27 protein-coding genes and 2 pseudogenes are annotated in these 26370 nt (G+C 69.9%); 17 read left to right on the top strand and 12 right to left on the bottom strand.

Annotation, left to right across the window (positions count from 1 at the left end; all coding sequences use genetic code 11):
- The first annotated feature begins 6 nt into the window (after positions 1–6).
- A complete protein-coding gene (locus JOF29_RS20410; protein WP_209695751.1) occupies positions 7–621 on the top strand; it encodes a DUF1684 domain-containing protein in 615 nt (204 codons plus the stop codon).
- Here JOF29_RS20410 and JOF29_RS20405 read toward each other — a convergent pair.
- Positions 604–2757, bottom strand: a complete 2154-nt coding sequence (locus JOF29_RS20405; protein ID WP_245357683.1) for a DEAD/DEAH box helicase — start codon at positions 2755–2757, stop codon at positions 604–606. The genes JOF29_RS20410 and JOF29_RS20405 overlap by 18 nt on opposite strands.
- 239 nt (positions 2758–2996) lie before the next feature.
- Between JOF29_RS20405 and JOF29_RS20400 the strand changes: the two genes are divergently transcribed.
- The 3 genes and pseudogenes from JOF29_RS20400 to JOF29_RS46010 form a co-directional block, all read left to right on the top strand.
- On the top strand, positions 2997–3320 hold the full coding sequence (locus JOF29_RS20400; protein ID WP_209695750.1) for a plasmid stabilization protein: 324 nt from the start codon (positions 2997–2999) through the stop codon (positions 3318–3320).
- Positions 3321–3749 carry a phosphoketolase family protein gene (locus JOF29_RS46015; protein WP_372446315.1) on the top strand — a complete coding sequence of 143 codons (429 nt, stop codon included), beginning with the start codon at positions 3321–3323 and terminating at the stop codon, positions 3747–3749. It begins immediately after the preceding gene.
- A pseudogene (locus JOF29_RS46010) lies at positions 3651–4194 on the top strand (phosphoketolase); the annotation flags it as partial. The gene JOF29_RS46015 and the pseudogene JOF29_RS46010, both read left to right, overlap by 99 nt.
- On the opposite strand, the gene JOF29_RS20390 reads toward JOF29_RS46010, so the two are convergent.
- Genes JOF29_RS20390 through JOF29_RS20380 form a run of 3 tightly spaced genes read right to left on the bottom strand, consistent with a single transcriptional unit; the run spans position 4183 to position 6196 of the window.
- A complete protein-coding gene (locus JOF29_RS20390; RefSeq protein WP_209695749.1) occupies positions 4183–4797 on the bottom strand; it encodes a UdgX family uracil-DNA binding protein in 615 nt (204 codons plus the stop codon). The pseudogene JOF29_RS46010 and the gene JOF29_RS20390 sit on opposite strands and share 12 nt — an antisense overlap.
- Before the next feature lie 4 nt (positions 4798–4801).
- The gene (locus JOF29_RS20385; RefSeq protein WP_209695748.1) at positions 4802–5275 is read right to left on the bottom strand and encodes a vitamin K epoxide reductase family protein; all 474 of its coding nucleotides are present in this window, start codon (positions 5273–5275) and stop codon (positions 4802–4804) included.
- Between the two features lie 3 nt (positions 5276–5278).
- Positions 5279–6196, bottom strand: coding sequence for a DUF929 family protein (locus JOF29_RS20380; protein ID WP_209695747.1), 918 nt, complete (start codon positions 6194–6196; stop codon positions 5279–5281).
- A 135-nt stretch (positions 6197–6331) separates the two neighbouring features.
- Between JOF29_RS20380 and JOF29_RS20375 the strand changes: the two genes are divergently transcribed.
- On the top strand, positions 6332–6952 hold the full coding sequence (locus tag JOF29_RS20375) for an SAM-dependent methyltransferase (RefSeq protein ID WP_209695746.1): 621 nt from the start codon (positions 6332–6334) through the stop codon (positions 6950–6952).
- On the opposite strand, the gene JOF29_RS20370 is transcribed toward JOF29_RS20375, so the two are convergent.
- On the bottom strand, positions 6927–8051 hold the full coding sequence (locus JOF29_RS20370) for an MFS transporter (RefSeq protein WP_209696237.1): 1125 nt from the start codon (positions 8049–8051) through the stop codon (positions 6927–6929). The two genes, JOF29_RS20375 and JOF29_RS20370, sit on opposite strands and share 26 nt — an antisense overlap.
- A gap of 149 nt (positions 8052–8200) precedes the next feature.
- Here JOF29_RS20370 and JOF29_RS20365 point away from each other — a divergent pair, with 149 nt between their 5' ends.
- Both JOF29_RS20365 and JOF29_RS20360 read left to right on the top strand, forming a co-directional pair.
- Positions 8201–9067 (top strand): AurF N-oxygenase family protein, encoded by an 867-nt coding sequence (locus JOF29_RS20365; protein WP_209695745.1) that lies wholly within the window; start codon positions 8201–8203, stop codon positions 9065–9067.
- 7 nt (positions 9068–9074) lie between these two features.
- Entirely contained in the window at positions 9075–10361 is a 1287-nt protein-coding gene (locus tag JOF29_RS20360; RefSeq protein ID WP_209695744.1) for an FAD-dependent oxidoreductase, read from the top strand.
- Here the strand turns inward: JOF29_RS20360 and sigJ are convergent.
- Positions 10324–11229 carry an RNA polymerase sigma factor SigJ gene (gene sigJ / locus JOF29_RS20355; protein ID WP_209695743.1) on the bottom strand — a complete coding sequence of 302 codons (906 nt, stop codon included), beginning with the start codon at positions 11227–11229 and terminating at the stop codon, positions 10324–10326. The genes JOF29_RS20360 and sigJ overlap by 38 nt on opposite strands.
- 80 nt (positions 11230–11309) lie before the next feature.
- Between sigJ and JOF29_RS20350 the strand changes: the two genes are divergently transcribed.
- Positions 11310–11756, top strand: a complete 447-nt coding sequence (locus tag JOF29_RS20350; protein ID WP_209695742.1) for a YybH family protein — start codon at positions 11310–11312, stop codon at positions 11754–11756.
- Here the strand turns inward: JOF29_RS20350 and JOF29_RS20345 are convergent.
- On the bottom strand, positions 11746–12264 hold the full coding sequence (locus JOF29_RS20345) for a class I SAM-dependent methyltransferase (protein WP_209695741.1): 519 nt from the start codon (positions 12262–12264) through the stop codon (positions 11746–11748). The two genes, JOF29_RS20350 and JOF29_RS20345, sit on opposite strands and share 11 nt — an antisense overlap.
- Before the next feature lie 218 nt (positions 12265–12482).
- Between JOF29_RS20345 and JOF29_RS20340 the strand changes: the two genes are divergently transcribed.
- From JOF29_RS20340 to JOF29_RS20330, 3 genes are read left to right on the top strand one after another with little or no spacing between them, the layout of a single operon-like run.
- A complete protein-coding gene (locus tag JOF29_RS20340) occupies positions 12483–12833 on the top strand; it encodes a YciI family protein (RefSeq protein WP_372446313.1) in 351 nt (116 codons plus the stop codon).
- An 8-nt stretch (positions 12834–12841) separates the two neighbouring features.
- Complete coding sequence (locus tag JOF29_RS20335) at positions 12842–14074, top strand: RNA polymerase sigma factor (RefSeq protein ID WP_209695739.1); 1233 nt, start codon at positions 12842–12844, stop codon at positions 14072–14074.
- A complete protein-coding gene (locus JOF29_RS20330; protein ID WP_209695738.1) occupies positions 14071–14508 on the top strand; it encodes an SRPBCC family protein in 438 nt (145 codons plus the stop codon). The genes JOF29_RS20335 and JOF29_RS20330 overlap by 4 nt, the downstream gene beginning before the upstream one ends.
- Here JOF29_RS20330 and lexA read toward each other — a convergent pair.
- Both lexA and JOF29_RS20320 read right to left on the bottom strand, forming a co-directional pair.
- Positions 14505–15158 carry a transcriptional repressor LexA gene (lexA, locus tag JOF29_RS20325; protein WP_307863495.1) on the bottom strand — a complete coding sequence of 218 codons (654 nt, stop codon included), beginning with the start codon at positions 15156–15158 and terminating at the stop codon, positions 14505–14507. The genes JOF29_RS20330 and lexA overlap by 4 nt on opposite strands.
- Positions 15159–15167: 9 nt before the next feature.
- Positions 15168–16121 carry a LysR family transcriptional regulator gene (locus tag JOF29_RS20320; RefSeq protein ID WP_209695737.1) on the bottom strand — a complete coding sequence of 318 codons (954 nt, stop codon included), beginning with the start codon at positions 16119–16121 and terminating at the stop codon, positions 15168–15170.
- A 113-nt stretch (positions 16122–16234) separates the two neighbouring features.
- On the opposite strand from JOF29_RS20320, the gene dnaE reads away from it, so the two are divergent.
- Entirely contained in the window at positions 16235–19738 is a 3504-nt protein-coding gene (gene dnaE / locus JOF29_RS20315; RefSeq protein ID WP_209695736.1) for a DNA polymerase III subunit alpha, read from the top strand.
- A 12-nt stretch (positions 19739–19750) separates the two neighbouring features.
- Positions 19751–20548: a TIGR02569 family protein gene (locus JOF29_RS20310; protein ID WP_209695735.1), complete on the top strand. Its 798-nt coding sequence runs from the start codon at positions 19751–19753 to the stop codon at positions 20546–20548.
- Here the strand turns inward: JOF29_RS20310 and JOF29_RS20305 are convergent.
- Positions 20506–21684, bottom strand: coding sequence for a Cmx/CmrA family chloramphenicol efflux MFS transporter (locus JOF29_RS20305; RefSeq protein WP_209695734.1), 1179 nt, complete (start codon positions 21682–21684; stop codon positions 20506–20508). The two genes, JOF29_RS20310 and JOF29_RS20305, sit on opposite strands and share 43 nt — an antisense overlap.
- Before the next feature lie 70 nt (positions 21685–21754).
- Complete coding sequence (locus JOF29_RS20300) at positions 21755–22330, bottom strand: TetR/AcrR family transcriptional regulator (protein WP_209695733.1); 576 nt, start codon at positions 22328–22330, stop codon at positions 21755–21757.
- A gap of 157 nt (positions 22331–22487) precedes the next feature.
- Here JOF29_RS20300 and JOF29_RS20295 point away from each other — a divergent pair, with 157 nt between their 5' ends.
- Positions 22488–24488, top strand: coding sequence for a glycoside hydrolase domain-containing protein (locus JOF29_RS20295; RefSeq protein WP_245357682.1), 2001 nt, complete (start codon positions 22488–22490; stop codon positions 24486–24488).
- Here JOF29_RS20295 and JOF29_RS20290 read toward each other — a convergent pair.
- Positions 24481–24876, bottom strand: a complete 396-nt coding sequence (locus JOF29_RS20290; RefSeq protein ID WP_209695731.1) for a LysR family transcriptional regulator substrate-binding protein — start codon at positions 24874–24876, stop codon at positions 24481–24483. The two genes, JOF29_RS20295 and JOF29_RS20290, sit on opposite strands and share 8 nt — an antisense overlap.
- Positions 24877–24965: 89 nt before the next feature.
- Between JOF29_RS20290 and JOF29_RS20285 the strand changes: the two genes are divergently transcribed.
- The 3 genes and pseudogenes from JOF29_RS20285 (at position 24966) to JOF29_RS20280 (ending at position 26367) form a co-directional block, all read left to right on the top strand.
- Entirely contained in the window at positions 24966–25790 is an 825-nt protein-coding gene (locus JOF29_RS20285; RefSeq protein ID WP_209695730.1) for an alpha/beta fold hydrolase, read from the top strand.
- Positions 25787–26002: pseudogene (locus JOF29_RS46005) on the top strand (LLM class flavin-dependent oxidoreductase); the annotation flags it as partial. The gene JOF29_RS20285 and the pseudogene JOF29_RS46005, both read left to right, overlap by 4 nt.
- Positions 25909–26367 carry an LLM class flavin-dependent oxidoreductase gene (locus JOF29_RS20280; RefSeq protein ID WP_372446312.1) on the top strand — a complete coding sequence of 153 codons (459 nt, stop codon included), beginning with the start codon at positions 25909–25911 and terminating at the stop codon, positions 26365–26367. The pseudogene JOF29_RS46005 and the gene JOF29_RS20280, both read left to right, overlap by 94 nt.
- The last annotated feature ends 3 nt before the right edge of the window (positions 26368–26370 follow it).

The raw sequence follows: 26370 nt of genomic DNA, 5'->3' as shown, positions 1-26370 counted from the left end.
GACACCGTGGACTTCCCAGCCCCCACCCTGGCCGTCGCCGACTGGCGCCGCCAGGTCTTCGACCTGTACAACGCCGTCCGCACCGAATCGGACCCCGCGGCAGCCCACGCCCACTGGCAAGCACGCCGCAACGACCTACTGATGCACCACCCGGCCTCCCCGGTCCCGGGCCAAGACCGCGCGACGTACCGCGGCGCACCGGTCGCGGCGTACGACCCGCAGTACCGCTATGAATCAACGCTCGACACCGACGTGAAACCCGACAACTGGGAGTTCCAGTCGGCCACCGACGGGGCGATCCCGTTCTCCCGGGTAGGCGTCCTGCACCTCCCGATCGGCGACCTGGACGTCTGGTGGCTGGAGTCGTACGGCGGCGGCCTCTTCGTCCCGGTCAAGGACCGCAGCAGCTCGACGTACGGCGGCGGCCGCTACCTGATCGACACCGTCAAAGGCGCCGACCTCGGCAGCGACCTGTCCACGGGCCACTTCGTCGTCGACCTGAACTTCGCGTACAACCCGTCCTGCGCCTACAGCCCCGAGTGGACCTGCCCACTCGCCCCGGCAACCAACCAGCTGGCGGTCGTGTTGCCGGTGGGCGAGCTGTCAGGCAGCGGCCTCTAGCGCCCGGGTCAGGAGCGCGGCCAGGGCCTCGAGCTGGAAGTCGGCCGAGGAGCCGACCTCTTCGTCGGAGCCGTCGAGTGCCTTGGCGGCCAGGCCGGCCTTGGCGTCGATGAGGTCCGCGACCCGGGTGTCGATGGTCTGCGCGGCGATGATCCGCCACGCGGTGACCGGCTCGTCCTGGCCGATCCGGTGCACCCGGTCGATCGCCTGGGTCTGCTCGGCGTTCGTCCAGGAGAGCTCGGCGAGCACGACGTTCGAGGAGACCTGCAGGTTCAGTCCGACGCCCGCGGTGAGCAGCGAGCAGACCGCGATCGACACCTCGGGATCGTTGACGAAGGCATCGATGTTCTTCTGCCGGGTCCGGGACGTCTGGTCGCCGCGGATCGAGGCGTACCGGATGCCGCGCTCGGCGAACAGCTCCTCGGCGGTGTCCATCACCTCGATGTGCCGGGCGAAGAAGACCACCTTGCCGACGTTCTGCGCCAGCTGCGCGGCGTAGTCCGCGGCCAGGCCGGCCTTCGCCTGACCGATCCGGCGGAACAGGCTGAACACGTTGTCGCCGGTCTTCTTGGCGGCCATCTCGGTCCGCTCCCAGCCGGCCACCTGGCGGACCAGGTCGTGGTCGATACCCTCCACGACGGCACCCGAACGCCGGGTCTCCAGCGCGGTCCGGTACCGCGCGACCAGCCGGTCGGCGAGCTCCCGCTCGGCGGCCCGGATCGAGCGCCCGAGGGCGCCGTCCAGCTCGACCGGCAGGTCGGCGATCCGGCGGGCCGGGATGTCCGCCGCGACGTCCACCTTGCGGCGCCGGACGATCCCCATGTCGATCACGCTGGCCCGGGCGGCCGCGGCGAACCCGGGGTCGGCCGGGGTCAGGTCGGTGGCGTCGAGCTTCTCCATCAGCTCGGCGCGCGGCGCCTTCTCGTCGACCCAGCCGAGGAACTCCCAGATCGCGGTGAAATCCTCGATCGAGTTGATCAGCGGCGTACCGGTGAGCGCCATCAGCAGCGGCCGGATGGTCCGGGAGCGGATCCGGTTGGCCAGCTCGAGCACGTTCCGGGAGCGCTGCGACTTCTTGTTCTTGATGAAGTGCGCCTCGTCCACCACCATGCCGCGGAACCCCAGGTCGCCGAGCCAGCCGACGTGCCGGTCGAGGACCTCGTAGTTCACCACCACGATGTCCGCAAAGCCGTCGATCGTGTCGCCGTCACCGTGGATCACGGTCGGGGTCTTGCGCGGCGTCCAGAGACCGGCCTCGCGGGCCCAGTTGGTCTTGACCACGTTCGGTACGACGGCCAGCAGCGGGTAGGCGTCCACGGCCTGCGCGGCGAGCAGCGCCTGGGCGGTCTTGCCGAGGCCGGGCTCGTCGGCGAGCAGGAAGGTCCGGTGCCCGTCCGCGGCGGCGGCGATCAGCCGGGCCTGGTGCGGCATCAGCTCCAGCCCGCGGAGCCGAAGCGCGTCGATCCCGCCGGAGAGTTGCAGCGAGGTCGGGTCCGGCAGCGCCATGCTGGCGGAGGCCGCCGCGTGCTCGAAGGAGCGCAGCAGCGGGCCGATCAGCTCCCAGCCGCCGAGCCGGCTCGGACCGGTCGGGCGGGACGGGGCCGCCGAGAAGTCCGGGGCGAGGAACGGGTTGGCGAGCTGCCGGGACACCACGGCCTGCGGCACCACCCGCCGGACCTGGGTCTCCGGTGCTGACACCGGCTCGGCCGGCTCCGGTTCCTCGGGAACCTCCAGGCCGGCTTCCTCGACCATCTGCCGCTTGAGCGCGGCCGCCGCCTCGGACATCACCGCGTCCTCGGCCAGCAGCACGAGCAGCGACGGCTCCAGCGCGGCGGTCTTGGCCAGGATCGTCGCGATCCCGTCGAGCCGCCGGAGCTGCTCGGTCCGGTACGCCTCGGTGGCCGCGGCCTCGCCGTTCACCCGGGCCCGCTCCTCGCGGACCAGCAGCGCGACGACCTGGAACTTCGTCCGGGTCGACGGCTTGATAGCACCGCGGGTGACCGCGTTCTCGACCTCGCGGACAGCTTGCGCGAGGACCTGGATCAGACCGTCTGACTCACCGTCGCGGACGCGACGCCTGCGACGGGGTGCGGAACGGGTAGCGCCGGGCTGGCGCTGACCTCGTCGGGCCAACATTTCCTCCTGTGTCGTGCCACGGCCGGGCCGTGACGGAACTCCGGACCGCGCGGGGACCGACCCGCCGACGAGACGCCACCCGGTGTCGTCCAGAGGGTCGCCGAGAGAGTGCCCAGGAACACGGCTTTCAGAATTCACCGCTCCTGTGTGCGCGATCGACACCATGTTACCTGCCCAGGCCCGAATGTTGCAGACCGGCACCGGGTACCGGATGGATCTCTTCAGAAGGAGGTCTTCCGATGCCCGCAGGATCGAACCGCAAGCGCGAACGCCAGTACGAGCACATCAAGGCCGGACTGAAGGACCGCGGCCGGAGCGAGGACGTCGCGGAGGAGATCGCGGCCCGCACCGTGAACAAGGAACGCGCCCGCTCCGGGGAGTCGAAGGAGAAGAGCCGTACGTCGACGCACGACCTGTCGTCGAGCCGGCGCGGTGGACTCCGCTCGCACAGCGGATCGCAGGGCCGGACCCGCGACCAGCTGTACCAAGAAGCCAGGGACAAGAACATCAAGGGCCGGTCGAAGATGACGAAGGCTCAGCTCGCTCGGGCCGTCGGACGCTGAGTGCAGCGTGTCGACGGGGTGCCGCTGAGCGACGAGCACATCAAGCCGCGGCTGCTCGGCCACTGGGGTACGACGCCGGGCCTGAACCTGCTGTGCGCGCACCTCAACCGGGTGATCGGGCAGCGGGACCGCGACGTCCTGTTCGTGACCGGCCCGGGGCATGGCGGTCCCGCACTGGTGGCGAACACCTGGCTGGAGGGGAGCTGGACCGCGGCGTACCCGAACACCACCCGCGACGAGGTGCGGATGGCGCGGCTGCTCAAGCAGTCCGGACAAACGAGGACCCCCTCCGGCAACTGGAGTACTGGCTCCGCAGCTACCGTCCCGAGGAACTCTTCGACGACCAGAGACGACCGGTGCCGGACCTTCTGGAACTCGCTCCTGAGCGGCGGATGGGGTCGAGCCCGCAGGCGAACGGCGGCGTGCTGAGCCGGGACCTGGAGCTGCCGACGGTCGAGGAGTACGCCGTACCGGTCAAGGCGCCGGGCGCCGAGGACGGGGAGCCGACCAAGGTGTTCGGTGCGTTCCTGCGCGACGCGTTCCGGCTGATCCCGGACAACCTGCGGCTGTTCGGGCCGGACGAGACCGCGTCGAACAGGCTGACCGCGGTGTACGAGGAGACCGGGAAGCGCTGGCTCGCCGAGCGCTTCGACACCGACAACCACCTCGCCGCCGACGGGTGCTGGAGATCCTCAGCGAGCACACCTGCCAGGGCTGGCTGGAGGGATACCTGCTGACCGGCCGGCACGGGTTGTTCCGCGCCGCCACCACCCGCCAGTACTTCGCCGACCAACGCACCCGGCGCCACGCCTACGTCACGCAGTACGGCGAAGATCTCCCGGAGGTCCGCAACTGGCGGTCGTCAGCCGAGTAGGTCGACGGCGACGCGCAGGTCGTCGACGAAGCGCTCGAAGTCGCGCCGGAACTCGTCGGACCGGACAACGGCGGACGGGTGGACGGTCGCGACCGCAGCCCGGCCGTCGGGCAGTTCGACGCGCTTGCCGCGCTCCTTGGTGACACGGAAGGCAGCGCCGAGCAGGGCTTTCGCGGCCACGGACCCCATCACGACGACCAGCTCCGGCTTGACGATCTCGAGCTCGCGGACCAGCCACGGACGGCAGGCGGTGATCTGGCCGGCGGACGGCGTCTTGTGGATCCGCCGCTTACCCTGCCGCTCGAACCGGAAGTGCTTCACGGCGTTCGTCAGGTAGACCTCGGACCGCTCGATCCCGGCCTCGACCAGCGCCTTGTCGAGCAAGTGCCCGGCGGGGCCCACGAAGACCTGTCCTTCCTTGTCCTCGTGGTCACCCGGCGTCTCGCCGACCAGCATCATCCGGGACCGCACCGGACCCGCGCCCGGCACCGCCTGCTCGGCGTCCTCCCAGAGTTCGCAGCCGCGGCACTCCCGGAGTTGCGCGCGAAGCTTGCGGATCCCGCCGTCGTGCGGGACCCACCGCTCAGCTCCGGGAGATGGCATGACGTCAGGTAGCAGGTGGGACCAAGGCGAGCCGGATGATGACCAGGCCGAACAGCACCAGAGTGAGGGCGTGGACGACCGTGCACCACAGGCATATCGCGTTGATCTGGAACAGCTCGGCCCAGATCAGGTAGCAGACGAAAACCACCCCGGTCACTACGCCGATGAGCCGCAGCCGACTGGGCCACGGCGACGACGTGCGCCACATCGGCGGGACCGACAGGGCGGTCATGCCGACGAAGAACGCCAGTCCGAGCAGTGCGACCGGGATGCCGAAGACCTTCGAGTACTGACTGCTGGTGACCTTGGCGCAGTTGACCACACCGGTGTTGGGACAGGCGAGCGTCGTACCGGCGGTGAAGTGCTCGTAGGTGAGGTACGCCGCGACCGCCAGCCCGGCGACCGAGACCGCCAGGGTCGCCCACGGGATCACCCCCAGCGAGGTCCGGGACGAGGACCGCTCCGCAGTGCCGGTCATGCGTCAGCCCTTCGCTGCGCCGAGCTTGCCGGCGGCCGCGGTGACGGCCTCGGTCGAGCACACCTTGGCCGGCTGGTTGTTGGTCAGCTTGCAGATCGCCGCCGTGTAGACGTTGGCCGACCCGATGACCGCCTTCGTGATCGGGCTCGACGGATCCTTCAGCGCGTCGACGACCTGCGCCTGCGTCTTACCGGCCAGCACGTCCGGGTTGTACGTCGCCCCGGAGCCGATGAACTTGTTGCCGAGGTCGATGAACGGGATCGACCCGGCGCTGTCCTTGCTGACGTACGGCACGTTGTCGTACTTCTGGAGCGTCGCCTGGTCCGCGGCCGACGGGGTGTCGAGCGGCTTGTAGCTGTTGCCCTGCACCTCGTTCGTCGTCGTCTCGACGCCGGTGAACGACAGGTACTGGCTGGTGTACGTCGAGCCGTGGAACGACAGCGACGGCGTGTTCGGGTGGACGTCCGCGGACGCGGAGTGCGTCGTACCGAGGTCCTTGAAGGTGCCGAAGCGGGACAGCGCGACCACGACCGGCCAGCGCTCGGCGGCGCAGAACGGGCAGTACTCGGCGCCGATGTAGAGCACCTTCGGCTTGCCGTTGTCGGTCAGCGGCGGCTGGTTGTTGATCGCCGACGGCGCGGTCTGGACGCCGGAGCTGCCGACCGTGGCGAACGTGGAGTCCGGGATCGAGCCGAGTGCGGTGACCAGTGACGAGTCGAGCGCGCCGCTCGCCCCTTGGGCGGTCTTCTTGCCGCCGCCGGCCAGCCGGATCGCGATCAGCCCGCCGACGATCACCACGACCAGAACGACCGCGCCGGCCGCGAGCAGCAGACGCCGGCGCCGCTCGGCCTGCTGCTGGGCGGCCAGCTGCGCCGCGATCCGCTCGCGGGCTGCAGCCTTCTGTTCGACACGCCTTGCCATGACTCTCCTCTGATCGCGCACGGGCTCCGGAAGAACAACTATCCATCGGCCCCGGAAGTTCCTGCCTGTCGGTCACTGTGAGGTTACAGATCAACGGTGCCGCGTTCGACCTGCGGGACCGTAGTGTCTCCAGCCATGGACTGGCGCGCGTGGCATCAGCGGTACGACGACCCCGGATCCGAGCTGTCGCGGCGGTTGCTGACTGTGCAGGCGCAGGTGCGGGCCGCGCTCGATCGGGCGCCGGCCGGGCCGATTCCGGCGATCAGCCTGTGCGCGGGGCAGGGCCGCGACCTGATCGACGTACTGCGGGATCATCCGCGGGCTGGGGATGTGCGCGCACGGCTCGTGGAGCTGAATCCGGAGCTGGCCGCGACGGCGCGGGAGCAGGCACCGGAGCAGGTCGAGGTGGTCACCGGTGACGCCTCGTTGACGGATCAGTACGACGGGTTCGTGCCGGCGCAGCTGGTGCTGCTCTGCGGAATCTTCGGCAACATCACGAACGCCGGCATCCAGCGGACGATCGCGGGCAGCCGGCAGTTCTGCCGGACCGGGGCGACGGTGATCTGGACCCGGCACCGCGGCGACCCGGACCTGGTGCCGTCGATCTGCGACTGGTTCGAGGCCGGCGGCTTCGAACGGGTCTGGGTGTCGGGCAAGGAGACCGGATTCGGCGTCGGTGTACACCGCTTCACCGGCGTACCTGAACCTCTGGTGAAGGGTCAGACCCTGTTCAGCTTCGTCCCGGGCGGAGCGTGAGCAGGCCGAGCGCGAGCAGTACGGCGAGCACGACGTACCCGGTGTCCAGTACGGCGACCGACGCGACGGCTGCGACGAGCAGCGGGCCGCCCGCGTCGCCGAGCTCACGGCCGAGCTCGGCCGTACCCATCGTCTGACCGATCCGCTCCGGCGGCGTGCTCGCCGCGAGCGCCGCGAACCCGAGCGGCGTGATGACACCCGTCCCGGCGCCGATCAGCGCGGCCGCGATCAGCAGGAACACCACACCGGGCAGCGCCGCACACACAAAGCCCACGGCCGCCAGACCCAGACCGATCGCAATACCCGTTCGCGTGGTCAGCTTGCCCGCGTCCAAGGCCCGACCCGAGCGCGGCTGGACGACGGCGGCCGTTGCTGCGAGCAAGGAAACGGCTGCTCCCGTGACAATCGTGCCGAGACCGTCCGACCTTCCGGTGACGGGCAGGAACCCGACGCCGACCGACAACGCGGCCGTCGCCGCCGCGAGCGCCGCGGTCGGCCGGAGGAAGGCCGGGTCGGTGATCCGCCGCGCGAGATCCAGCACGGTCTGCCGGGTCCGCGGCAGCGCCGGTACGACGGGTACGACGACCAACGCCCACACCGCGACGGCCACGGCGAGGACCGTCATCACGCCGAACAGCAGCCGGAATCCGCCGAGCCACACGATCCCGCCGCCGAGCAACGGCCCGGCGGTGTATCCCAGGCTCTTGTAGAAGCCGTAGCTGCCGAACGCCCGCCCGTGCTTCGCCGACGGATTGAGCCGGGCGACGAGAGCGGACGCAGCGGGGGAGAAGGCCGCCGCGGCGGCGCCTTGGCCGAGCCGGGCGACCCACAGCCAGCCGGGCCGGTCCGCGAGCACATAGGTGCCGGAGGCAACGGCGAAGCCGGCCAGACCGAACAGCAGCACGGGCCGGGCGCCGATCCGGTCCGAGATCGTGCCGAAGACAGGTTTGAGCAGTATCTCCGCGCCGTCGTACAGCGCGAGCAGGACGCCGAGCGTCATCAGTGACTTCACCCCGTCCGAGGACAAGCCGCCGAGGTTCGCGGCGATCGCGTGCGCACCGAACGCCGTGGTGAAACCGGCGGCGTAGAGCGGCCACATCTGCTTCACGGCGGTTGACCCAGGAGTTGGTGCAAGCCCAGACACGGCATCACCGTAGCGGGCGTTACATCGGAGGGCATCTCGACAAGAGCGTGAACCATCAGTTATGTTACATAGACGATGTCATATCGCCTCCGGAGGTGTGTGCGATGGACCTGACCGCTGAGCGGTTGCTGGGGTCGGCGAGCCGGTTGTCCCGGGATCCCGAGACGGAGATCGACTGGGATGCGCCGGTCGGTGACGGGTACGGGATGTCGCCGGAGTGGAGCACGCTCTACGGCACGCCGTACTGGGACGAGTTGTCCGAGGAGCAGCAGCGCGAGCTGACCCGGCACGAGTCCGCGTCGACGGCGACGACCGGGATCTGGTTCGAGATGATCCTGCAGCAGCTGATCCTGCGGGACATCTACGACAAGCCCGCGCGGAGCCCGGAGTTCCAGTGGGCGCTGACCGAGATCGCCGACGAGTGCCGGCACTCGATCATGTTCGCGAAGGCGACCACCCGGCTGGTCGACCCGGCGTACCGGCCGCGGCTGCTGGCCCGTGAGCTCGGGCGGATGTTCAAGACCGTGGCGACCGGCGAGACGGCGTACGCCGCGATCCTGGTCGCCGAAGAGGTCCTGGACGTGATGCAGCGGGACTGGATGCGGGACAACCGGGTCGAGCCGCTGGTCCGGACCGTGAACCACATCCACGTGGTCGAGGAGTCGCGGCACATGGTGTTCGCGCGCGAGGAGACCCGGGAGCGGCTGGCGGGGGCGGGCCGTGGGCGGCGCTGGGTGAGCGCGCTGGTGATCGCGATCGCCGCGGACATGATCGTGTCCAGCATGGTCGGGCGCGAGGTGTACGTGAACGCCGGCCTGGACGTCGACCGGGCCGTCCGCGAGGCGCGGCAGAACGAGCACCACCGGTCGCTGCTGCGGACGAGCTGCGCGAACCTGATGGACTTCCTCGGCTCGGTCGGCCTGCTGACACCGGCCGCTTCCCGGGTGTATCGGCGGACCGGCCTGCTGTGAGTGCACGATGACCTTTGTGATCTCGGGGGACTGCTGCTCGGATGCGAGCTGCGTCGCGGTCTGCCCGATGAACAGCATCCACCCGGCACCGGGCGAGCCCGGCTTCGGGACCGGCGCGAGCCTGTTCGTCGACCCGCGCACCTGCATCGACTGCGGCGCCTGCGCGGACATCTGCCCGGTCGACGCGGCCAAGCCGGCCGACCGGTCGGCGCCTGCGGACGTCGAGCGGAACGCCGCGTACTTCGCCGACCGCGAGCCGCTGGAGGCAACGGACCTGGACACCTGGGAACCGGTGTCGTACCAGGTCTGGGGCGGCGGTCCGCGCCGGGTACTGGTCGTCGGCGCCGGACCGGCCGGGATGTACGCGACCCGCGAGTTGTTGCTGCGGACAACGGCCGAGATCACCGTGGTGGACCGCAGCGAGCACCTCGGCGGGCTCGTCCGGTTCGGGGTCGCCCCGGATCATCCGCAGACCAAGCAGATCATCGACACCTTCGAGCGGCTGGTCCGGCATCCCCGCGTGCACTGGCGGCCGCGAACGGATGCGGCGGCGCTGCGCAGCGGCGGGGGCCGGGGCAGCGACGGGCGCGGCTTGCCGGACGGGTATGACGCGGTGGTGCATGCGATCGGCGCCCGGCGCAGCCGCCGGCTCGGGATCGCCGGCGAGGACACAGCCTGCACCGCGGAGAATTTCGTTGCCTGGTACAACGGACGGCCGGACGCCCCACCACCACCTGCTCTGGTGGGACCGGGGGCCGTTGTGGTCGGCAACGGGAACGTCGCGCTCGACATCGCACGCCTGTTGCTCAGCGACGAGGAGCAGCTCCGCCGGACGGATCTCGTGCCGGATGTACGCCGTACGCTCGCGGCCAGCGGGATCAAGAAGGTCGTGCTGCTCGGCCGCCGGGGGCCGGACCAGGCGGCGTACACCGAACCGGCCCTGCGGGAGCTGCTCGCGGTCGCGGGTGACCGGGTCGAGCTGCGGTACCAGGCCCGGCCGACGGCCTGGACGTCCGCGGGCCTGACCCTGGACTCCGGCGAGGTGATTGCCGCGGGCAACCTGTTCACCGCGATCGGGTTCGAGGGCCGGCCGGTCGACGGGCTGCCGTTCGACGCCGAGCGAGGGATCGTGCCGAACGTCCGCGGCGCCGTCGTCGGCCGGCCTGGCCACTACGTGGCGGGCTGGATCAAACGCGGCGCGCGCGGCGGGATCGGCGTCAACAAGGCGTGTGCGCAGGAGACCGTGATGACGCTGGTCAGTTCGTCCAGGGGTGCAGCTTCTCCGGGTTCCTGATCGCCCAGATGTTGCCGATCAGGTCGCCGGCGAAGTCGAACGCGACCACGGTCTCGACCGTGCCCTCGAACTCGATGACCAGCCCCGGCTGACCGTTGACCGTGCGCTCGCTGATCTGCCGGCCGTGCAGGACGACAGTGAGCCGGGAGAAGGACTCCGCGACAGCCTGGATGCCGTGGATCGGCTTCAGCGTGGCGGACACGATGCCGCCGCCGTCGGCGGTCGCGACCACGGCCGGGTCCAGCAGCTCGACGAGCGCCCGGATGTCGGTCGCCTCCCAGGCCGCCTTGAACGCGCGGACCAGCTCGGCCTCCCGCGCCGAGGGCGGCGCCGGGGTCTGCGACTCGCGGATCCGGCGGCGTGCCGACGAGGCGAGCTGCCGGCAGGCCGCGGGCGTCCGGCCGACGATCTCGGCGACCTCCGGGAACGGGTACCGGAACACGTCGTGCAGGATGAACGACACGCGCTCGGCCGGTGTCATCGCGTCCAGCACCACCAGGAACGCCATGTTCACCGACTCGTCGAGCGTGACCCGGTCCGCGGGGTCGGTGGAACCGTCCGGGACGCCCAAGCCGTCGACGTGCTCGGGCAGCGGCTCCGGGATCCACTCGCCGACGTACCGCTCCCGGCGGGCCCGCGCGGAGCGCAACTGGTCCAGGCAGATCCGGCTGGCGACCTTGGTCAGCCAGGCGGCCGGGTTCTCGATCGCGTGCCGCTCGGGCAACGTCATCGCGTACCAGCGGGCGTAGGTCTCCTGCACCACGTCCTCGGCGTCGGCCAGCGATCCGAGCAGCCGGTACGCCAGGTTGATCAGCTGCCGCCGCTCACTCATGATCACGCTCAGCCCGGGCTCGGTCATGTCGGTCATCTCCTCCATACCTGGTACGACGCAACGGCCCGGTGAAGTGTGAGGTCTGACATTACGCGGCGCTGTCCCGTCGTACGAGCATGACGAACACGACGAACAACGCGGTATCCGAGGTGGACATCCGGGAGCGGATCGAGACGCTGCTGGAGGGGATCCGGAGCGGTGACCTGGGTGCGCTGAAGACGGTCTTCGCGCCGAACCTGGTCTCGTTCGACGTCGAGGCGCCGCTACGGCATCTGGGTGCGGAGACGAAGCTGCAGAATTGGGAGAAGGTGTTCACGGTCTACCGGCCGCCACTCGGGTACGAGGTCCGCGACCTGACCGTGCTGGTCGACGGCGACCTCGCGGTGACGTACGCCGTGAACCGGATCAGCGGCACGCTCGCGAACGGTGCCGAGGCGGGCATGTGGGTGCGCTGGACGGCGGCGTGGCGGCGGATCGACGGCGAGTGGCTGATCGTGCACGATCAGGCATCGGTGCCGATGTACTTCCCGGAGGGGCGCGCCGCCACCGATCTCATGCCGTGAGCCGGGCGCGGCCCAGGATGTGTGGTCCGGCCGGGGTCACGCGGTCGGGCGGGAAGGTGAAACGGTCCAGTTCCTCGATGGCGAAACCGGCGGCCGAGATCGCGGCCGCCGTGTCGCGATGGGTGTGGCAGCCGCCGGTGAACAGCGGCCACAGGGTGGCGTCGGCGATCTGCTGGAAAGTGGCCAGGCGACCCGGCTCGGCGGCGACGTGCTCGTAGAACCTGAGCTCGCCGCCGGGCCGCAGTACCCGCCGGGCTTCCGCGAGGGCGACGCGCTGGTCGGGGACCGAGCAGAGGACGAGCGACACGACGACCACGTCGGCGGAGGCGTCGCCTGCCGGCAGGCCGTCCGCCGTACCCTCGACGACCTCGACCGGGACCGGTGCGGTCGAGGCCTGGCGGAGGGCCTGGGTACGGAGGAAGGGCTCGGGCTCCACCGCGAGTACGTGGGAGACCTCGGGCGGGTAGTGCGCGAAGTTCCCGCCGTCACCGGCGCCGACCTCGACCACCCGGCCCGCGGCGCCGGCGAGCAGCCGCCGGCGGTGGTCGGTGGCGCCGGCCCCGGTCGAGCGTCGGCCGGACCCGGGCGTATATCCGGGCGAAGAGCGGATGTTTCATCGCCCCACCCTGTCAGAGTGTCGGATCCCGGCGTACGCCGATCGTCTGCTGAGTGAGAGTCCGTCCGGGGACGGTGTCGATCTCTAGGTCACACTGGCCTGAAGGAGGTATGCGGGTGAAGTACGTGCTGATGTTCGTCGAGACCGAGGAGTTCGCGAAGGACTTCGCGGCGCTGGAGCCGGCCGAGAAGGAAGCGGCGTACCGGCGGGTGTACCAGTGGTTTGAGGACCACGCGGACAAGATCACCAACCGGGGCAGCAAGCTCCAGGGTGCCGAGACCGCGACGACAGTTCGCCTGGACGGGTCGGTGATGACGACCGACGGGCCGTTCATCGAGGGCAAGGAGGTCGTGTCCGGGTTCACCGAGATCGACGTCGAGGACCTCGACGAGGCGCTCCGGATGGTGAAGACCTGGCCCGCCTGCCCGGTGATCGAGATCCGGCCGGTCGCGGAAATGTGAGTCCAGCTGTGGATGCCGGGGACGAGCTCGCCCGCGTGGTCCGCGACCACGCGGGCCGGCTGGCGGGTGGGCTGGTGTCGCTGCTCGGCGACTTCGCCGCGGCCGAGGACCTGGTCCAGGACGCGGTCGAGGTCGCGCTCAGACGCTGGCCGGTCGAGGGCATCCCGGAGCGGCCGGACGCCTGGCTGTTCACGGTCGCGAAGCGCCGCGGCCTCGACGTACTGCGCCGGCAGGAGAACTACCGCGCCAAGCTGGCGCTCCTGCAGGAACCGGAACACCCGCCGCCGGACGATCGGCTCCGGCTGATCTTCACCTGCTGCCACCCGGCGCTGGCGCGGGAGGCGCAGGTCGCGCTCACGCTGCGGGTCGTCTGCGGTCTGACGACGGCGCAGATCGCGGCCGCGCTGCTGGCATCGGAGTCGGCCGTGGCGCAGCGGATCACGCGGGCCAAGCGCAAGATCACCGATGCCGGCATCCCGTACCGGATCCCGCGCGACGACGAGCTGCCCGAGCGGCTGACCGAAGTACTGACGGTCATCTACCTGCTCTTCAACGAGGGCTACCTGTCCAGTACGGCGGAACGTGCGCACTCGCGCGATCTCGTCGACGACGCGGAATGGCTGACCGCACTGCTCCACGGTCTGCTCCCGAACGAGCCTGAGGTCGCCGGTCTGCTCGCACTGATCCGCCTGCATCGTGCCCGTACGGCGGCCCGCTTCCGGCCGGGGCTCGTACTGCTCGCGGACCAGGACCGCACGCTCTGGGACCACGCCGCGATCACCGAAGCGACGGCCCTGCTCACCCGTACGGCGCGCCGCCACCGCGCGCCCGGCCCGTACCAGCTGCAGGCCGCGATCGCCGCCTGTCACAGCGAGGCAGGCAGTTGGGACGAAACCGACTGGCCGCAGATCCTCGTCCTCTACGACATGCTGCTGACCCTGCAGCCGAGCCCGGTCACCTGCCTGCACCGCTCGATCGCACTGTCGTACGTCCGAGGCCCGGCGGCCGGTCTGGCAGAACTCGAGGCGCTCGCGGGCGAACTGAACACCTACCCGCTGTTCCACGCGACGCGAGCGCAGTTCCTCCGCGAACTCGACCGCCCGGCCGAGGCCCACGCGGCCGACGAACGCGCCGCCGAACTGACCACGAACCCGGCGCAGCTGGACCTGCTCCACGAGCGCCTCGCGACACAGCAACTTGGGACACCGCAACTCGAGACACTGCAAGGAGAACCGAGATGACAACGATCGTGACGAAGGTCGAGGTCGAGCGGACCGCGGACGAGGTGTTCGCGTACGTCACCGACCCGAGCCACTTCCCCGAGTGGCAGGCCGGCGTCACCGGCGGCCACCTCGAGGGCGGCGAGCCGGTCGTCGGCGCGAAATGCCTGACCACCCGGAGGATCGGCGGCCGCGAACGGGACGTGACGTCGCGGCTGACCGTCTTCGACCCGCCGCACTCCTGGGCGGTCCGCGGTGAGGACGGCCCGATCCGCGCGACCGTCAACGTGACCGTCGAACCGATCGCCGGCCGGGCCGCCAGTACGCTGACCATCGACCTGGACTTCGAGGGTCACGGTGTCGGCAAGGTCCTGGTCCCGCTGATCGTCGTACCGCAGTCCCGCAAGGAGATGCCGGCCAACCTGGCCCGCCTGAAGACCAATCTCGAGCGTTAGACGCTGCGCAGTACCGAGACGACGACGCCGAGGACGGTGGCGTTGTCGCCGTCGATCACCTCGTACGCCGGGTTCCGGGGCTCGAGGTACACGTGGCCGTTGCGCCGCCGGTACACCTTGACCGTGGCCTCCTCGTCGATCATCGCGGCGACGATCTGGCCGGAGTGCGCCTCGGCCTGCTGCCGGACCACGACGATGTCGCCGTCGCAGATCGCCGCGTCGATCATCGACTCGCCGCGGACCCGGAGCCCGAACACGGTGCCGCGGCCGGTCAGCCCGCGGGGGAGTTGCAGTACGTCGTCCACGTGCTCGACGGCCGAGATCGGCGTACCGGCCGCGATGTCACCGACGACCGGGACCGGGACGTTCTCGTCCCCGGTGCTGCGGGCGGCCGGCTCCTGGAGGAACATCCGGACGTCGATCGGCCGGGACATCGACGGGCTGCGGCGCAGGAAGCCCTTGTCCTCCAGCGCGGCCAGGTGCTTCGACACCGACGACGAGGAGCGCAGCCCGACCGCGTCGCCGAGCTGCCGGCTGCTGGGCGGGTACCCGTGCCGCGTCACCCAGTCCCGGATCACCACCAGGATCCGCTGCTGCCGTTCCGGGAGCGCGCCGGTGTCGAGGTCGCCGAACAGGTCGAGATCAGTCACCGCGAAATCCTAGAGCCCGGCCGACGTGCCGTGGTGTTCCGACCCGCGGCGGAGCCGTTCGGGCAGCCACAGTTCGTCCAAGGCAGGCTGGGGTTGCCGGCGGACGTGCTCGACGAGGGTGTCCAGGTCGGGGTGCCTGTTCGAGCTGAGCCAGATGAGTGACCACGGGTAGACGGGTGTCGGCTCGACGACCCGCAGCTTCCGCAGGCCGCGCGGCCACGGACCCAGCTCGCGCGTGCGTTCACCCCAGAACGTGACCAGCGACCGGGACTCGGCGATCGTCGCGATCAGGTCCTCGAACCCGAAGTTCGGCCCGGTCGAGTCGATCGTCAGGCCGAACTCCGCGGACAGCTCCTGGTAGAACGCACCCCACTCGCTGCCCTCGACGATCCCCGGGATCCAGAACGTGTACCGGCGCAGTTCGTCCACCGGCACCGCGGCCCGGTCCGCGAGCGGATGCCCGGCGCCGACGACGATCTCGTGCGGCTCCAGGTACGCGACCATGCTCTCGACCCCGGCCGGCAGCGGATCGGGGTGGTACGCGAACGTCGCGTCGATCTCGCCCGACAGCAGCGCGGGCAGCGCGGCGCCGAGGCCGCGCAGGACCAGCGTCTTGAGGGCGATCTCCGGATGGGCCTGATGGAAGTCGAGCATCAGTACGCCGGGCAGCAGCCGCGCGCCGAGGATGTCGACACGCAACGGCCGCGCCACGCGCTGGACGGACTCGACCGCGTGCCGGGCCGCGATCAGTACGGCGTGCGCGTGCGGGAGGAAGGTTCGCCCGTCCGCGGTGAGAACGGCGCCGGTGGGGACGCGTTCGAAGAGCGTGACGCCGAGGGAGGACTCCAGCGCGGCGACCCGTTTCGACACTGCCTGCTGGCTCAGCCGGAGGCGGTCGGCGGCGTACCGGAACTGGCCTTCCTCGGCGACGGCGACGAACGCGCGCAGGCTGTCGAGGTTCACCCGACCAGACAGTACAACTCATGGTTGTCGAGGTGACCACAGGGTTGTTTGATCACAGCCGAACCGGCGGCTTTGGATGAGGACCCCAGACAACTGACGGTTGTGGAGCCCGGGTGCCTTCGTTCACACATCTGCATGTCCATACCCAGTACTCGCTGCTCGACGGCGCCGCGCGGCTGAAGGACCTGTTCGCCGCCTGCGCCGAGTACGGCATGACGCATCTCGCGATCTCGGACCACGGGAACCTGCACGGCGCGTACGACTTCTTCCATCAGGCGCGGAAGGCCGGGATCACCCCGGTCATCGGCATCGAGGCGTACGTCGCACCCGCGTCCCGCCGTACCAAGGAACGCGTCTTCTGGGGCCAGCCGCAGCAGAAGCGCGACGACGTGTCGGGGTCCGGCGGCTACACGCACAAGACGATCTGGGCGCGGGACGCGACCGGCCTGCACAACCTGTTCCGGCTCTCGTCGGACGCGTACCAGGAGGGCTGGCTGCAGAAGTGGCCGCGGATGGACAAGGACAGCCTGGCGCAGTGGTCCGCGGGCCTGATCGCGTCGACCGGCTGCCCGTCGGGCGAGGTGCAGACCCGCCTCCGCCTCGGCCAGTACGACGAAGCGGTCGCGGCGGCCGCGCAGTACCAGGACATCTTCGGCAAGGAGAACTACTTCCTCGAACTGATGGACCACGGCATCGAGATCGAACGCCGAGTCCGCGACGGCCTGCTCGACGTCGGCCGCGCGCTGAACATCCCGCCGCTGGTCACCAACGACTCGCACTACACGTACGCCGCGGAGGCGACCGCGCACGACGCGCTGCTCTGCATCCAGACCGGCAAGACGCTGGCGGACCCGAACCGCTTCCGCTTCGACGGCACCGGCTACTACCTGAAGCCGGCCGCCGAGATGTACGCGATCGACAGCTCGGACGCCTGGCAGGACGGCTGCCGGAACACCATGACGGTTGCCGAGCGCATCGACACCACCGGGATGTTCACGAAGCGCGACCTGATGCCGCGTTTCGACGTACCCGACGGGTTCACCGAGGTCACCTGGTTCCAGGACGAGGTACTGCGCGGGATGCGGCGGCGGTATCCGGACGGGTGGGACGAGCGGTACCAGAAGCTGGTCGAGTACGAGATCGACGTGATCGTCCAGATGGGGTTCCCCGGGTACTTCCTGGTGGTCGCGGACTTCATCATGTGGGCGAAGACCAACGGCATCGCGGTCGGCCCGGGCCGCGGCTCGGCGGCCGGGTCGCTGGTGTCGTACGCGCTCGGCATCACCGACCTGGACCCGATCGAGCACGGCCTGATCTTCGAGCGGTTCCTGAACCCGGAGCGGGTCTCGATGCCGGACGTCGACATCGACTTCGACGAGCGCCGGCGGGTCGAGGTGATCCGGTACGTCACCGAGAAGTACGGCGCGGACAAGGTCGCGATGATCGGCACCTACGGCACGATCAAGGCGAAGAACGCGATCAAGGACTCGGCCCGGGTGCTCGGCTTGCCGTACGCGACCGGCGACCGGATCACCAAGGCGATGCCGGCCGACGTCGGCGGCTCGGGGATCGACCTGACCGGGATCACCGACCCGAAACACCCGCGGTACGACGAGGCCGCCGAGGTGCGGGCGATGTACGAGAACGAGCCGGACGCCCGGACCGTGGTGGACACCGCGAGGGGCGTCGAGGGACTCGTTCGGCAGATGGGGGTGCACGCGGCCGGCGTGATCATGTCGAGCGAGTCGATCGTCGACCACGTGCCGGTCTGGGTCCGGCACACCGACGGCGTCACGATCACGCAGTGGGACTACCCGAGCTGCGAGTCGCTCGGCCTGCTGAAGATGGACTTCCTCGGGCTGCGCAACCTGACGATCATCGACGACGCGGTGAAGATGATCCGCAGTACGAAGGATGTCGAGATCGAACTGCTTCGGCTGCCGCTCGACGACGCGTACACGTTCCAGCTCCTCGGCCGCGGCGACACGCTCGGCGTCTTCCAGTTCGACGGTACGGCGATGCGCGCGCTGCTCCGGCTGATGCGGCCGGACCAGTTCGAGGACATCACCGCCGTGACCGCGTTGTACCGGCCGGGGCCGATGGCGATGAACTCGCACACCAACTACGCGCTCCGGAAGAACGGCCAGCAGGAGATCACGCCGATCCACCCGGAGCTGGAGGAACCGCTGCGCGAGGTCCTTGGTCTCACCTACGGGCTGGTCGTCTACCAGGAGCAGGTGCAGAAGGCGGCGCAGATCCTCGCCGGGTACAGCCTCGGGCAGGCGGACCTGTTGCGCCGGGCGATGGGCAAGAAGAAGAAGGAGGTGCTCGACCAGGAGTTCGTGCCGTTCCGGGACGGTTGCCGCAAGCACGGGATCTCGGACGCGGCGACCCAGGCAGTGTGGGACGTGCTGGTGCCGTTCGCCGGGTACGCCTACAACAAGGCGCATGCGGCGGCGTACGCGCTGGTGTCCTACTGGACGGCGTACCTGAAGGCGAATCATCCGGCCGAGTACATGGCCGCGCTGCTGACCTCGGTGAAGGACGACAAGGACAAGTCCGCGGTGTACCTGAACGAGTGCCGGCGGATGGGGATCAAGGTGCTGCCGCCGGACGTCAACGAGTCGCTGGCGAACTTCGCGGCGTACGGCGACGACGTCGTACTGTTCGGGTTGTCCGCGGTACGGAACGTCGGCGACGGTGTCGTGGACGCGATCGTGCGGAGCCGGGCGGGTGGCCGCTACGCGTCGTTCCCGGACTTCCTCGCGAAGGTGGAGGCCGTTGCCTGTAGCAAGCGAGCGACCGAGTCGCTGATCCAGGCGGGTGCCTTCGACACGCTCGGTCATACGCGCAAAGGACTGCTGTCCCGGCACGAGGAGCTGGTGGAGAACGCGCTCGCCGTCAAGCGGAAGGAGGCCGAGGGGCAGTTCGACCTGTTCGGTACGGCGGAGTCGCCGGTGTTCGCGCTCGACGAGAGCTTCCCGGACGACGAGTGGGACAAGCCGGTGCTGCTGGCGCGGGAGCGGGAGATGCTCGGGCTGTACGTGTCGGACCATCCGCTGTTCGGCTTGGAGTCCGTGCTGGCCGAACGGGCGGACGTCGGGGTCGCGCAGCTGGCCGAGCGGCCGGACGGCGCGGTGGTGACGATCGGTGGCATCATCTCCGGGCTGCAGCGACGGGTGACGAAGAAGGGCGACCCGTGGGCGACCGCGACCGTCGAGGACCTGGTCGGTGCGGTGGAGTGCCTGTTCTTCCCGGCGACGTACCAGCTGGTGTCGGGACGGCTGCAGCAGGACGCGGTGGTGTTCGTGAAAGGCCGGCTGGACAAGCGTGACGACGTACCCCGGCTGATCGGGTCCGAGGTCGTGGTGGCCGATGTGGCGACCGTCGGGGTGGTGGTGCTGGAGATGGCGCAGAGCAGCGTCGTACGCCGAACGGTGAACCAGTTGCGCGACGTCCTCACCGCGCACCCGGGCCGGTCGGAGGTCCATCTGCGAGTCCGCGGACCGGAGACGACAACGGTCTACCGGCTGGCTTTCCGAGTCGATGCCCGCACAGAGTTCTGGGCAGACCTGAAGGCCGAGGTGGCCTCGGTCCGACCTCGCCCTCGGGGATGACAGAGTACGGGTATGGATGGGCCGGAGGAGCGGGTGTTGGCGGCGTTCGGGCTCTGCGGGCCCGCAGTGCGCTTGGCAGGCGGGCAAGGTGAGACGTGGCGCTCGGGTGGGGTGGTGCTGAAGCGTGCGGACGGTGAGAGCGCTTGGCGTGCGGACGTGCTGAGTGTCCTGCCGGAGTCCGAGGCTTTCCGGGTGCCGCGGCCGGTGCGGGCAACGGACGGCGAGTGGGTCGCGTTCGGGTGGGAGGCGAATGAGTTGCTGGTCGGGGCGACCGATGTGCGGCGGCAGGACGACGTGCTCGTCGCTGCGGCCGCGTTTCACGAGGCGGTGGCCGGCCTACCGCGGCCTGACTTCATCGACGCTCGGAGCGATCCGTGGTGTGACGGCGATCGGGTCGCGTGGCGGGAGCAGCCGGTCGACGGCACCCCGCCGTACGTCGACCTCGTCGGGCCGCTCGTGGACGCCTGGCGGCCGGTGGAGGTGACCTCGCAGGTCGTGCACGGGGACCTGCCCGGGAACGTGATGTTCGCCGACGGGTTGCCGCCGGCGATCATCGACTGGCCGGTGTACTGGCGACCAACCGCATGGGCCGCCGCCGTCGCGGTCGCGGACGCGCTCTGCTGGTACGGCGCCGAGCCGGCCCTCGCGGCGCGCTGGGCGCACCTGCCGGAATGGGGGCAGATGCTGATCCGCGCGCTGATCTATCGGTTGACCACCGACGACCTGGCCGGCGGCGCAGCGGTCTGGACCGGCGCCCGGCGGCGCGCCTACGCGCCGGTCATCGAGGTGGCCCTCTCGTACGCCGGCTGAGCGGCAGCCCGGAGCGCGAGCGGAATGGTGCCGAAGGCAAGTACTGCGAGACCGGCGCCGATCCAGCCGACCGACGGATACCCGGCGCCCGCGTCGAGCGCGAGACCGCCGAGCCACGGGCCGACCGTGATCCCGACGTTGAACGCCGAGATGTTGAACGCGGCCGCCAGCGTCGGCGCGGACCCGGCGACGCTGAACACCCGCGAGTTCACCGCCGGGTTGGTCGCGAACCCGAACGTGCCGATCGCGACGATCGCGGGTACGGCGAGCCACGGCGTCCCGGCGGTCAGCGCCAGGATCACCGCCGCCGCGACGACGCCGGTCAGGCTGATCGTGAGCGTGCCGAACGGACGCCGGTCCGCGGTGCGTCCGCTGATCGTAATCCCGGCCAGCGAGCCGACGCCGTACAGCGCAAGGATCACCGGCACCCAGGCCTCCGACAGTCCGGTGGTCTCGGTCAGCAGCGGTGCGAGGTAGCTGAAGATGACGAGGATCGCACCGGTCGACAGCGCGGTCGTGCCGTACGCGAGCCACAGCTGCGGATTCGCCATGCTCCGCAGCTCCGCACGCAGGTGCGGGACGTTCGCGGACCGCCCGCGCGGGATCGTCACGAGGACGCCCGCGATCGCGAGGGCCGACAGTACGGCGACGGCCCAGAACGCGGATCGCCAGCCGAGGTGCTGACCGAGCAGCGTTCCGGCGGGCAGCCCGACGATGGTCGCGACCGTGAGACCGCCGGCGAGGATGCTCATCGCCTTCGCGCGGGCCTGCGGTCCGGCGAGCTCGATCGCGGTCACCGAGGCGACCGCCCAGAACCCGGCGTACACGAAGGCGCCCGCGACCCGGGTGGCCAGCAGTACGCCGTACGACGAGGTGAGCGCGCCGGCCACGTGGGTGAGGGCGAAGACCGCGAGGAACGCGAGCATCGCGACGCGTCGCGACCAGCGGAGCGTGGTGACGGCCAGGATCGGGGCTCCCACCAGCATGCCGACCGCGAACGCGGAGATCAGCAGACCGGCAGCCGGGACGGACACCTTCAGGTCGGTGGAGATCTCGGGGAGCAGACCGGCGAGCATCAGCTCGGACGTTCCCTGGGCGAAGATCGCCAGGCCGAGCAGATAGACGGCGCGGGGCATGATGTCCTCTCATAGTGGATCAATCGGTTCAAAACCTGACCAGGCCGAACCGAGGTCAAAAGGTCGGTTTTCAGAAGCTGCGCAGCGTCGCCTCGACGACCGTCCGCTGGCTGTCCGGGGTCGCGCCGCGCCGAGCGGCGACCCGCAGGCCGCCGAGGACGGTGAAGACGTACGCCGCCAGACCGGCCGCGTCCTGGTCCGCGTCGAGGTCGCCGGCCGCTTGTGCCGCCTGGATCGCGGTGGTCAGCGCGGCGAGCTTGGTCTCGTGGTCGCGGTCCAGGAGGTCGACGATCTCGGGCTCCCTCGGGCCGAGCTCGACGATCGTGTTGATCACGAAGCAGCCGGCCGGGTCGTCCGGCTCCGGCTCGACCGCCGTCCACAGGATCCGCCGGACTCGCTCGCGGATCGGCAGCGACTCGTCCTGGATGAGCTCGAGCTGGGCGGCGCTGAAGTCCTCGACGTACCGCCGTAGAGCGCGGTCGAACAGGGTGCGCTTGCTGGTGAACGTGTTGTAGATGCTGCTCCGGCCGAGACCGGTCGCCGCGCACAGGTCCTGCGTCGACGTCGCCTCGTAGCCGGACATCCAGAACACCCGCATCGCGGCGTCGACGGCGCGATCCTCGTCGAAGGTCCGCGGTCTGGGCATGTGCCGACCCTAACACATTCTGGACCGAACGATCCAAAACGGCACCCGATAGCATCGCCGCATCGAGGCGAGTGCTGGCGGCTCTTGGACCGAAGAGCGGGCGCTCGCCTTGACTCGGGGGCACCGTCCAACGATGGAACTGGGGAGCATTGTGAGGTTGTTCAGACCTGGGGGGCTCGCACTCGCCCTGACGCTGGTGGCGGGCATCACCGCCGCCGGCCCGGCGACCGCGACGGACACGAAAACCGTGTCCTACCGCGGTTACCAAGTGACCGTCCCGTCCAACTGGCCCGTGGTCGACCTGGCCACCGACCCGACCGCGTGCGTCCGGCTCGACCAGCCGGCCGTGTACCTGGGGCGCAGTACGGCGCAGGCCAAGTGCCCCGCACACCTGGTCGGCCGCAGCTCCGGCCTGATCCTGGAGCCTCTGACGTCCGTGCAGTCGTCGAGTGACGGGATGCTGCGCCGCGCGATCACGGACGCCGGCGTCCTGGCGACGGCGTACTACGCGCCGGGCACCGAGCGGGCGGCGAACGACGTTCTCGGGACCGGCAAGGTGGTGACGAAGACCCCGTCGGCACGGGTGGCCCAGCCGGCCGCGGTCACGCCGTCCATCGTTGCTACCGGCAACTTCGCCGGCAACGGGTTCGACACCTGCGCGGCGCCGTCGCAGGACGCGATGGACGCGTGGCGCCCGACGTACCAGGGCGTCGGCATCTACATCAGCGGGGGACTCCGCGGGTGCGCGCAGCCGAACCTGACCGCCGACTGGGTCGCGGCGAACGCGAGCAAGGGCTGGCAGTTCCTGCTGATCGACGTCGGCCTGCAGGCGCCGTGCACGACGTACAACAGCCGGATGTCCTCGGTCGCGTCGACTGCACTGATCCAGGGCCGCAACGCCGCCATCAACGCGGTCGCGGCCGCCCAGGCGCTCGGATTCGCGCAGCGGAGCGCGATCTACAGCGACATCGAGGCGTACACGACGACGCCGTCGTGCAAGGCGGCCGTGCTGTCGTACCTGAGCGGCTGGACGCAGGAGCTGAACGCGCGTGGGTACCAGGGCGGCGCGTACGTCGGCGCGGCGTCGGGTGGTGCCGATCTGAACAGCGCGTACACGAGCACGGCGTACACCCGACCGGACAACATCTGGTTCGCGCACTGGGGTTCTGCGGTCGGGACGAGCCGCTTCATCAACTCGGCGTACTGGAGCAACCACCAGCGGGTGCACCAGTACGCGGGTGAGCTCACCGAGAACAACGGTGGCGTGCAGATGACGGTCGACAAGAACTACCTGAACCTGACGGCTCCGCCGGCGCCGGTGAGCAGCTTTAGTGTGGCTGGTGGCGTGGCGGCTGCGGCGCTGCACTGGACGAAGCCGGCGAACACGACGGTGCTGCTGCGGAACGCGGTCGGCTCGACTCCGCCGCCGCTGACGACGTCGGGTACGGCGGTGTACAACGGTGCGGCGAGCAGTTACACGCAGAACGGTCTGTCGAACTCGGCCAACTATGCGTACCGGGTGTGGACGAAGGACGCGAAGGGCAAGATCGGCCCGGGCGTCGATGTCCGGCTGGTCGGCTCCAAGGCGACGATCGGGGCGAGCGCAGCCTCGATCATGTACACCGGCGCGGTCACGCTGACGACGGCCGTGTCGCGCCTGGACGGCGGAAAGCTGGCCGGCGTACCGGTCGCGCTGTTCTCGAAGGCGAAGACCGCGAGCAAGTGGTCGACGGTCGGGTCGTACGCGTCCGACGCGAACGGGATCGTCAAGGTGTCGCAGAAGCCGTCCGTGTCGACGTACTACATGTGGGGCTACAACGGTGCCTCCGGTGTACTCGGGACGCGGAGCGCCGCCGCGCTGGTGGAGGTCCACCCGGCGCTGTCGGCGTACCTCACGCCGGCAGCGATCAGGCTGGGCGGGTCGACGTTGATGTACGGGTACCTGAACCCGGCACATGCCGGTACGACGGCGTACCTGCAGCGTCGCTCCGGTACGGCGTGGGCGGCCGTGACGACCGGGAAGCTGACCACGAACGGGAAGTACGCGTTCAGCATCAAGCCGACGGCGCGTGGCACCTACACCTACCGCGTGGTCTGGCTGGCCGACGCCGACCACCAGGGCACGCAGACCGCGTCGAAGGTTCTCACGGTCAGCTGAGCTCGGCGGCCGCCTTGAGCGCGAGCTCGATCGCGTGCGCCGCGAGCGGTGAATGCGTGCGGCCGGCCCGCCACAGCAAGAAGATCTCTCGCGGCGGGAGACCTGGTGTGAGTTCGTGGAGCGCCAGGCTCTCGTCGTGACGGGGTACGGCCAGACGCGGCATCAGGGCCGCGCCGAGGCCGGCGCGGACCATCGCGAGCAGTGCCTCGTTGCCCTCGGTGCGGAACACGACCTGGGGCCGAATGCCGTGCGTACGCAGGAAGTCCTCGACGACAGCCTGGTGGCAGATGGCCGGATGCGCGACCAGCGGCCGCGCGACGAGAACGTACGGGTCGTCCAGCAGCTTGAGGTCCTCGATGCCGTCGTCGGCCGGGCCGTCGAAGAACATCAGGTCGAGCCCGCTGAGATCCGGATCGTCCGTCTTTGATAAGAATCAATCGCTTTTCATGATTGCTCCATGTCTCCTACGGTCGGAGCATGACTACCGAGAAGCTGTATGAGGTCAACAATGTCGAGCTTTGCGCCGAGACCTTCGGTGACCCTGCCGACCCCGCCCTGCTGCTGATCCACGGCGCGGGGGCCTCGATGCTCTGGTGGGAACGTGAGCTCTGCGGGAAGCTCGCGGCTCGGGGGCGCTTCGTGATCCGCTACGACCAGCGTGACACCGGGCGGTCGACGTCGTACCCGGTCGGCGCGCCGACGTACGCGATGAGCGACCTGGCCGCGGACGCGGTCGGGCTGCTCGATACCGTGGGCGTCGACAAGGCGGACGTGGTCGCGGTGTCGATGTCCGGCGGTACGGCGCTGATCCTCGGCCTCGACCACCCGTCCCGGGTGGCTTCGCTGACGTTCGTGTCGACGACCACGGGCGACGACGGGTTGCCTCCGCCGTCGATGCCGCATTTCGACAGCCCCGACTTCACGGACCCGGCGGCTGTCGAGGAGTACGTCGTACGCTCCATCGAGGCGGAGGCGGCGGGACATTTCGACGAACCGGCGGCTCGTGAACTGGTCAGGCAGGATCTCGCGCGGGCTCGGGACTACGAGGCCTCGCTGACCAACCATTTTGCGATGACCTTCGACGGGCCGCGGAACGGCGGGTTCGCCGACCTGAGGATGCCGGTGCTGGTGCTGCACGGAGATGCGGATCCGCTGCTCCCGCTGCCGCACGGTGAGGCTATTCGCGATGCGGTGCCGGACGCCCGCCTGATCGTGCTGGCCGGCATGGGGCACGGCCTGTCCGAGCCGTACTGGTCCACTTTTGTGGACGCGCTGGTTGAGCACACCGAGAGGTCACGATGAAGTTCGCGCTGTGGGTGCCGCTGTTCGACGAGCTCTCGGACCCGCTGGAGCTGGCACGGCTGGCAGCGGCCGCCGAGGAGACCGGCTGGGACGGGTTCTTCGTCTGGGACCACCTCTGGTGGCGGCCCCCCGTCCGTGCGGCGGCCGATCCCTGGATCACGATGACCGCGATGGCGACCGCGACCGAACGGCTACGGATCGGGCAGATGGTGTCGCCGATCGCCGCCGGCGGCCGGCCAAGCTGTTGCGGGAGGCAACAACACTCGACCGGTTGTCGCACGGTCGGCTCACGCTCGGGGTCGGGCTGGGGAGCGACCGGTTCGCACAGGAGTTCTCGAAGACGGGGGAGGAGCTGGACGACAGCGTCCGGGCCGAATGGCTGGACGAGACCCTGGACATCCTGACCGCCGGATGGACGGGCGAGCCCGTCAATCACCACGGGAAGCATTACACGGTGGATGGCGCCCGGTTCCTGCCGCGGCCGGTGGCCGGGCGGGTGTGCGGCCGGTCCGGCGAGGTCCGCGTGAGAGCTGCACCCGGCCGAGGGGGTGTTGCTGTGGTGCCGATAGGTGTCTAATCG

The organism is Kribbella aluminosa, from assembly GCF_017876295.1.
GTDB classification, from domain to species: domain Bacteria; phylum Actinomycetota; class Actinomycetes; order Propionibacteriales; family Kribbellaceae; genus Kribbella; species Kribbella aluminosa.
This window is presented reverse-complemented; position numbering and strand designations above follow the sequence as displayed.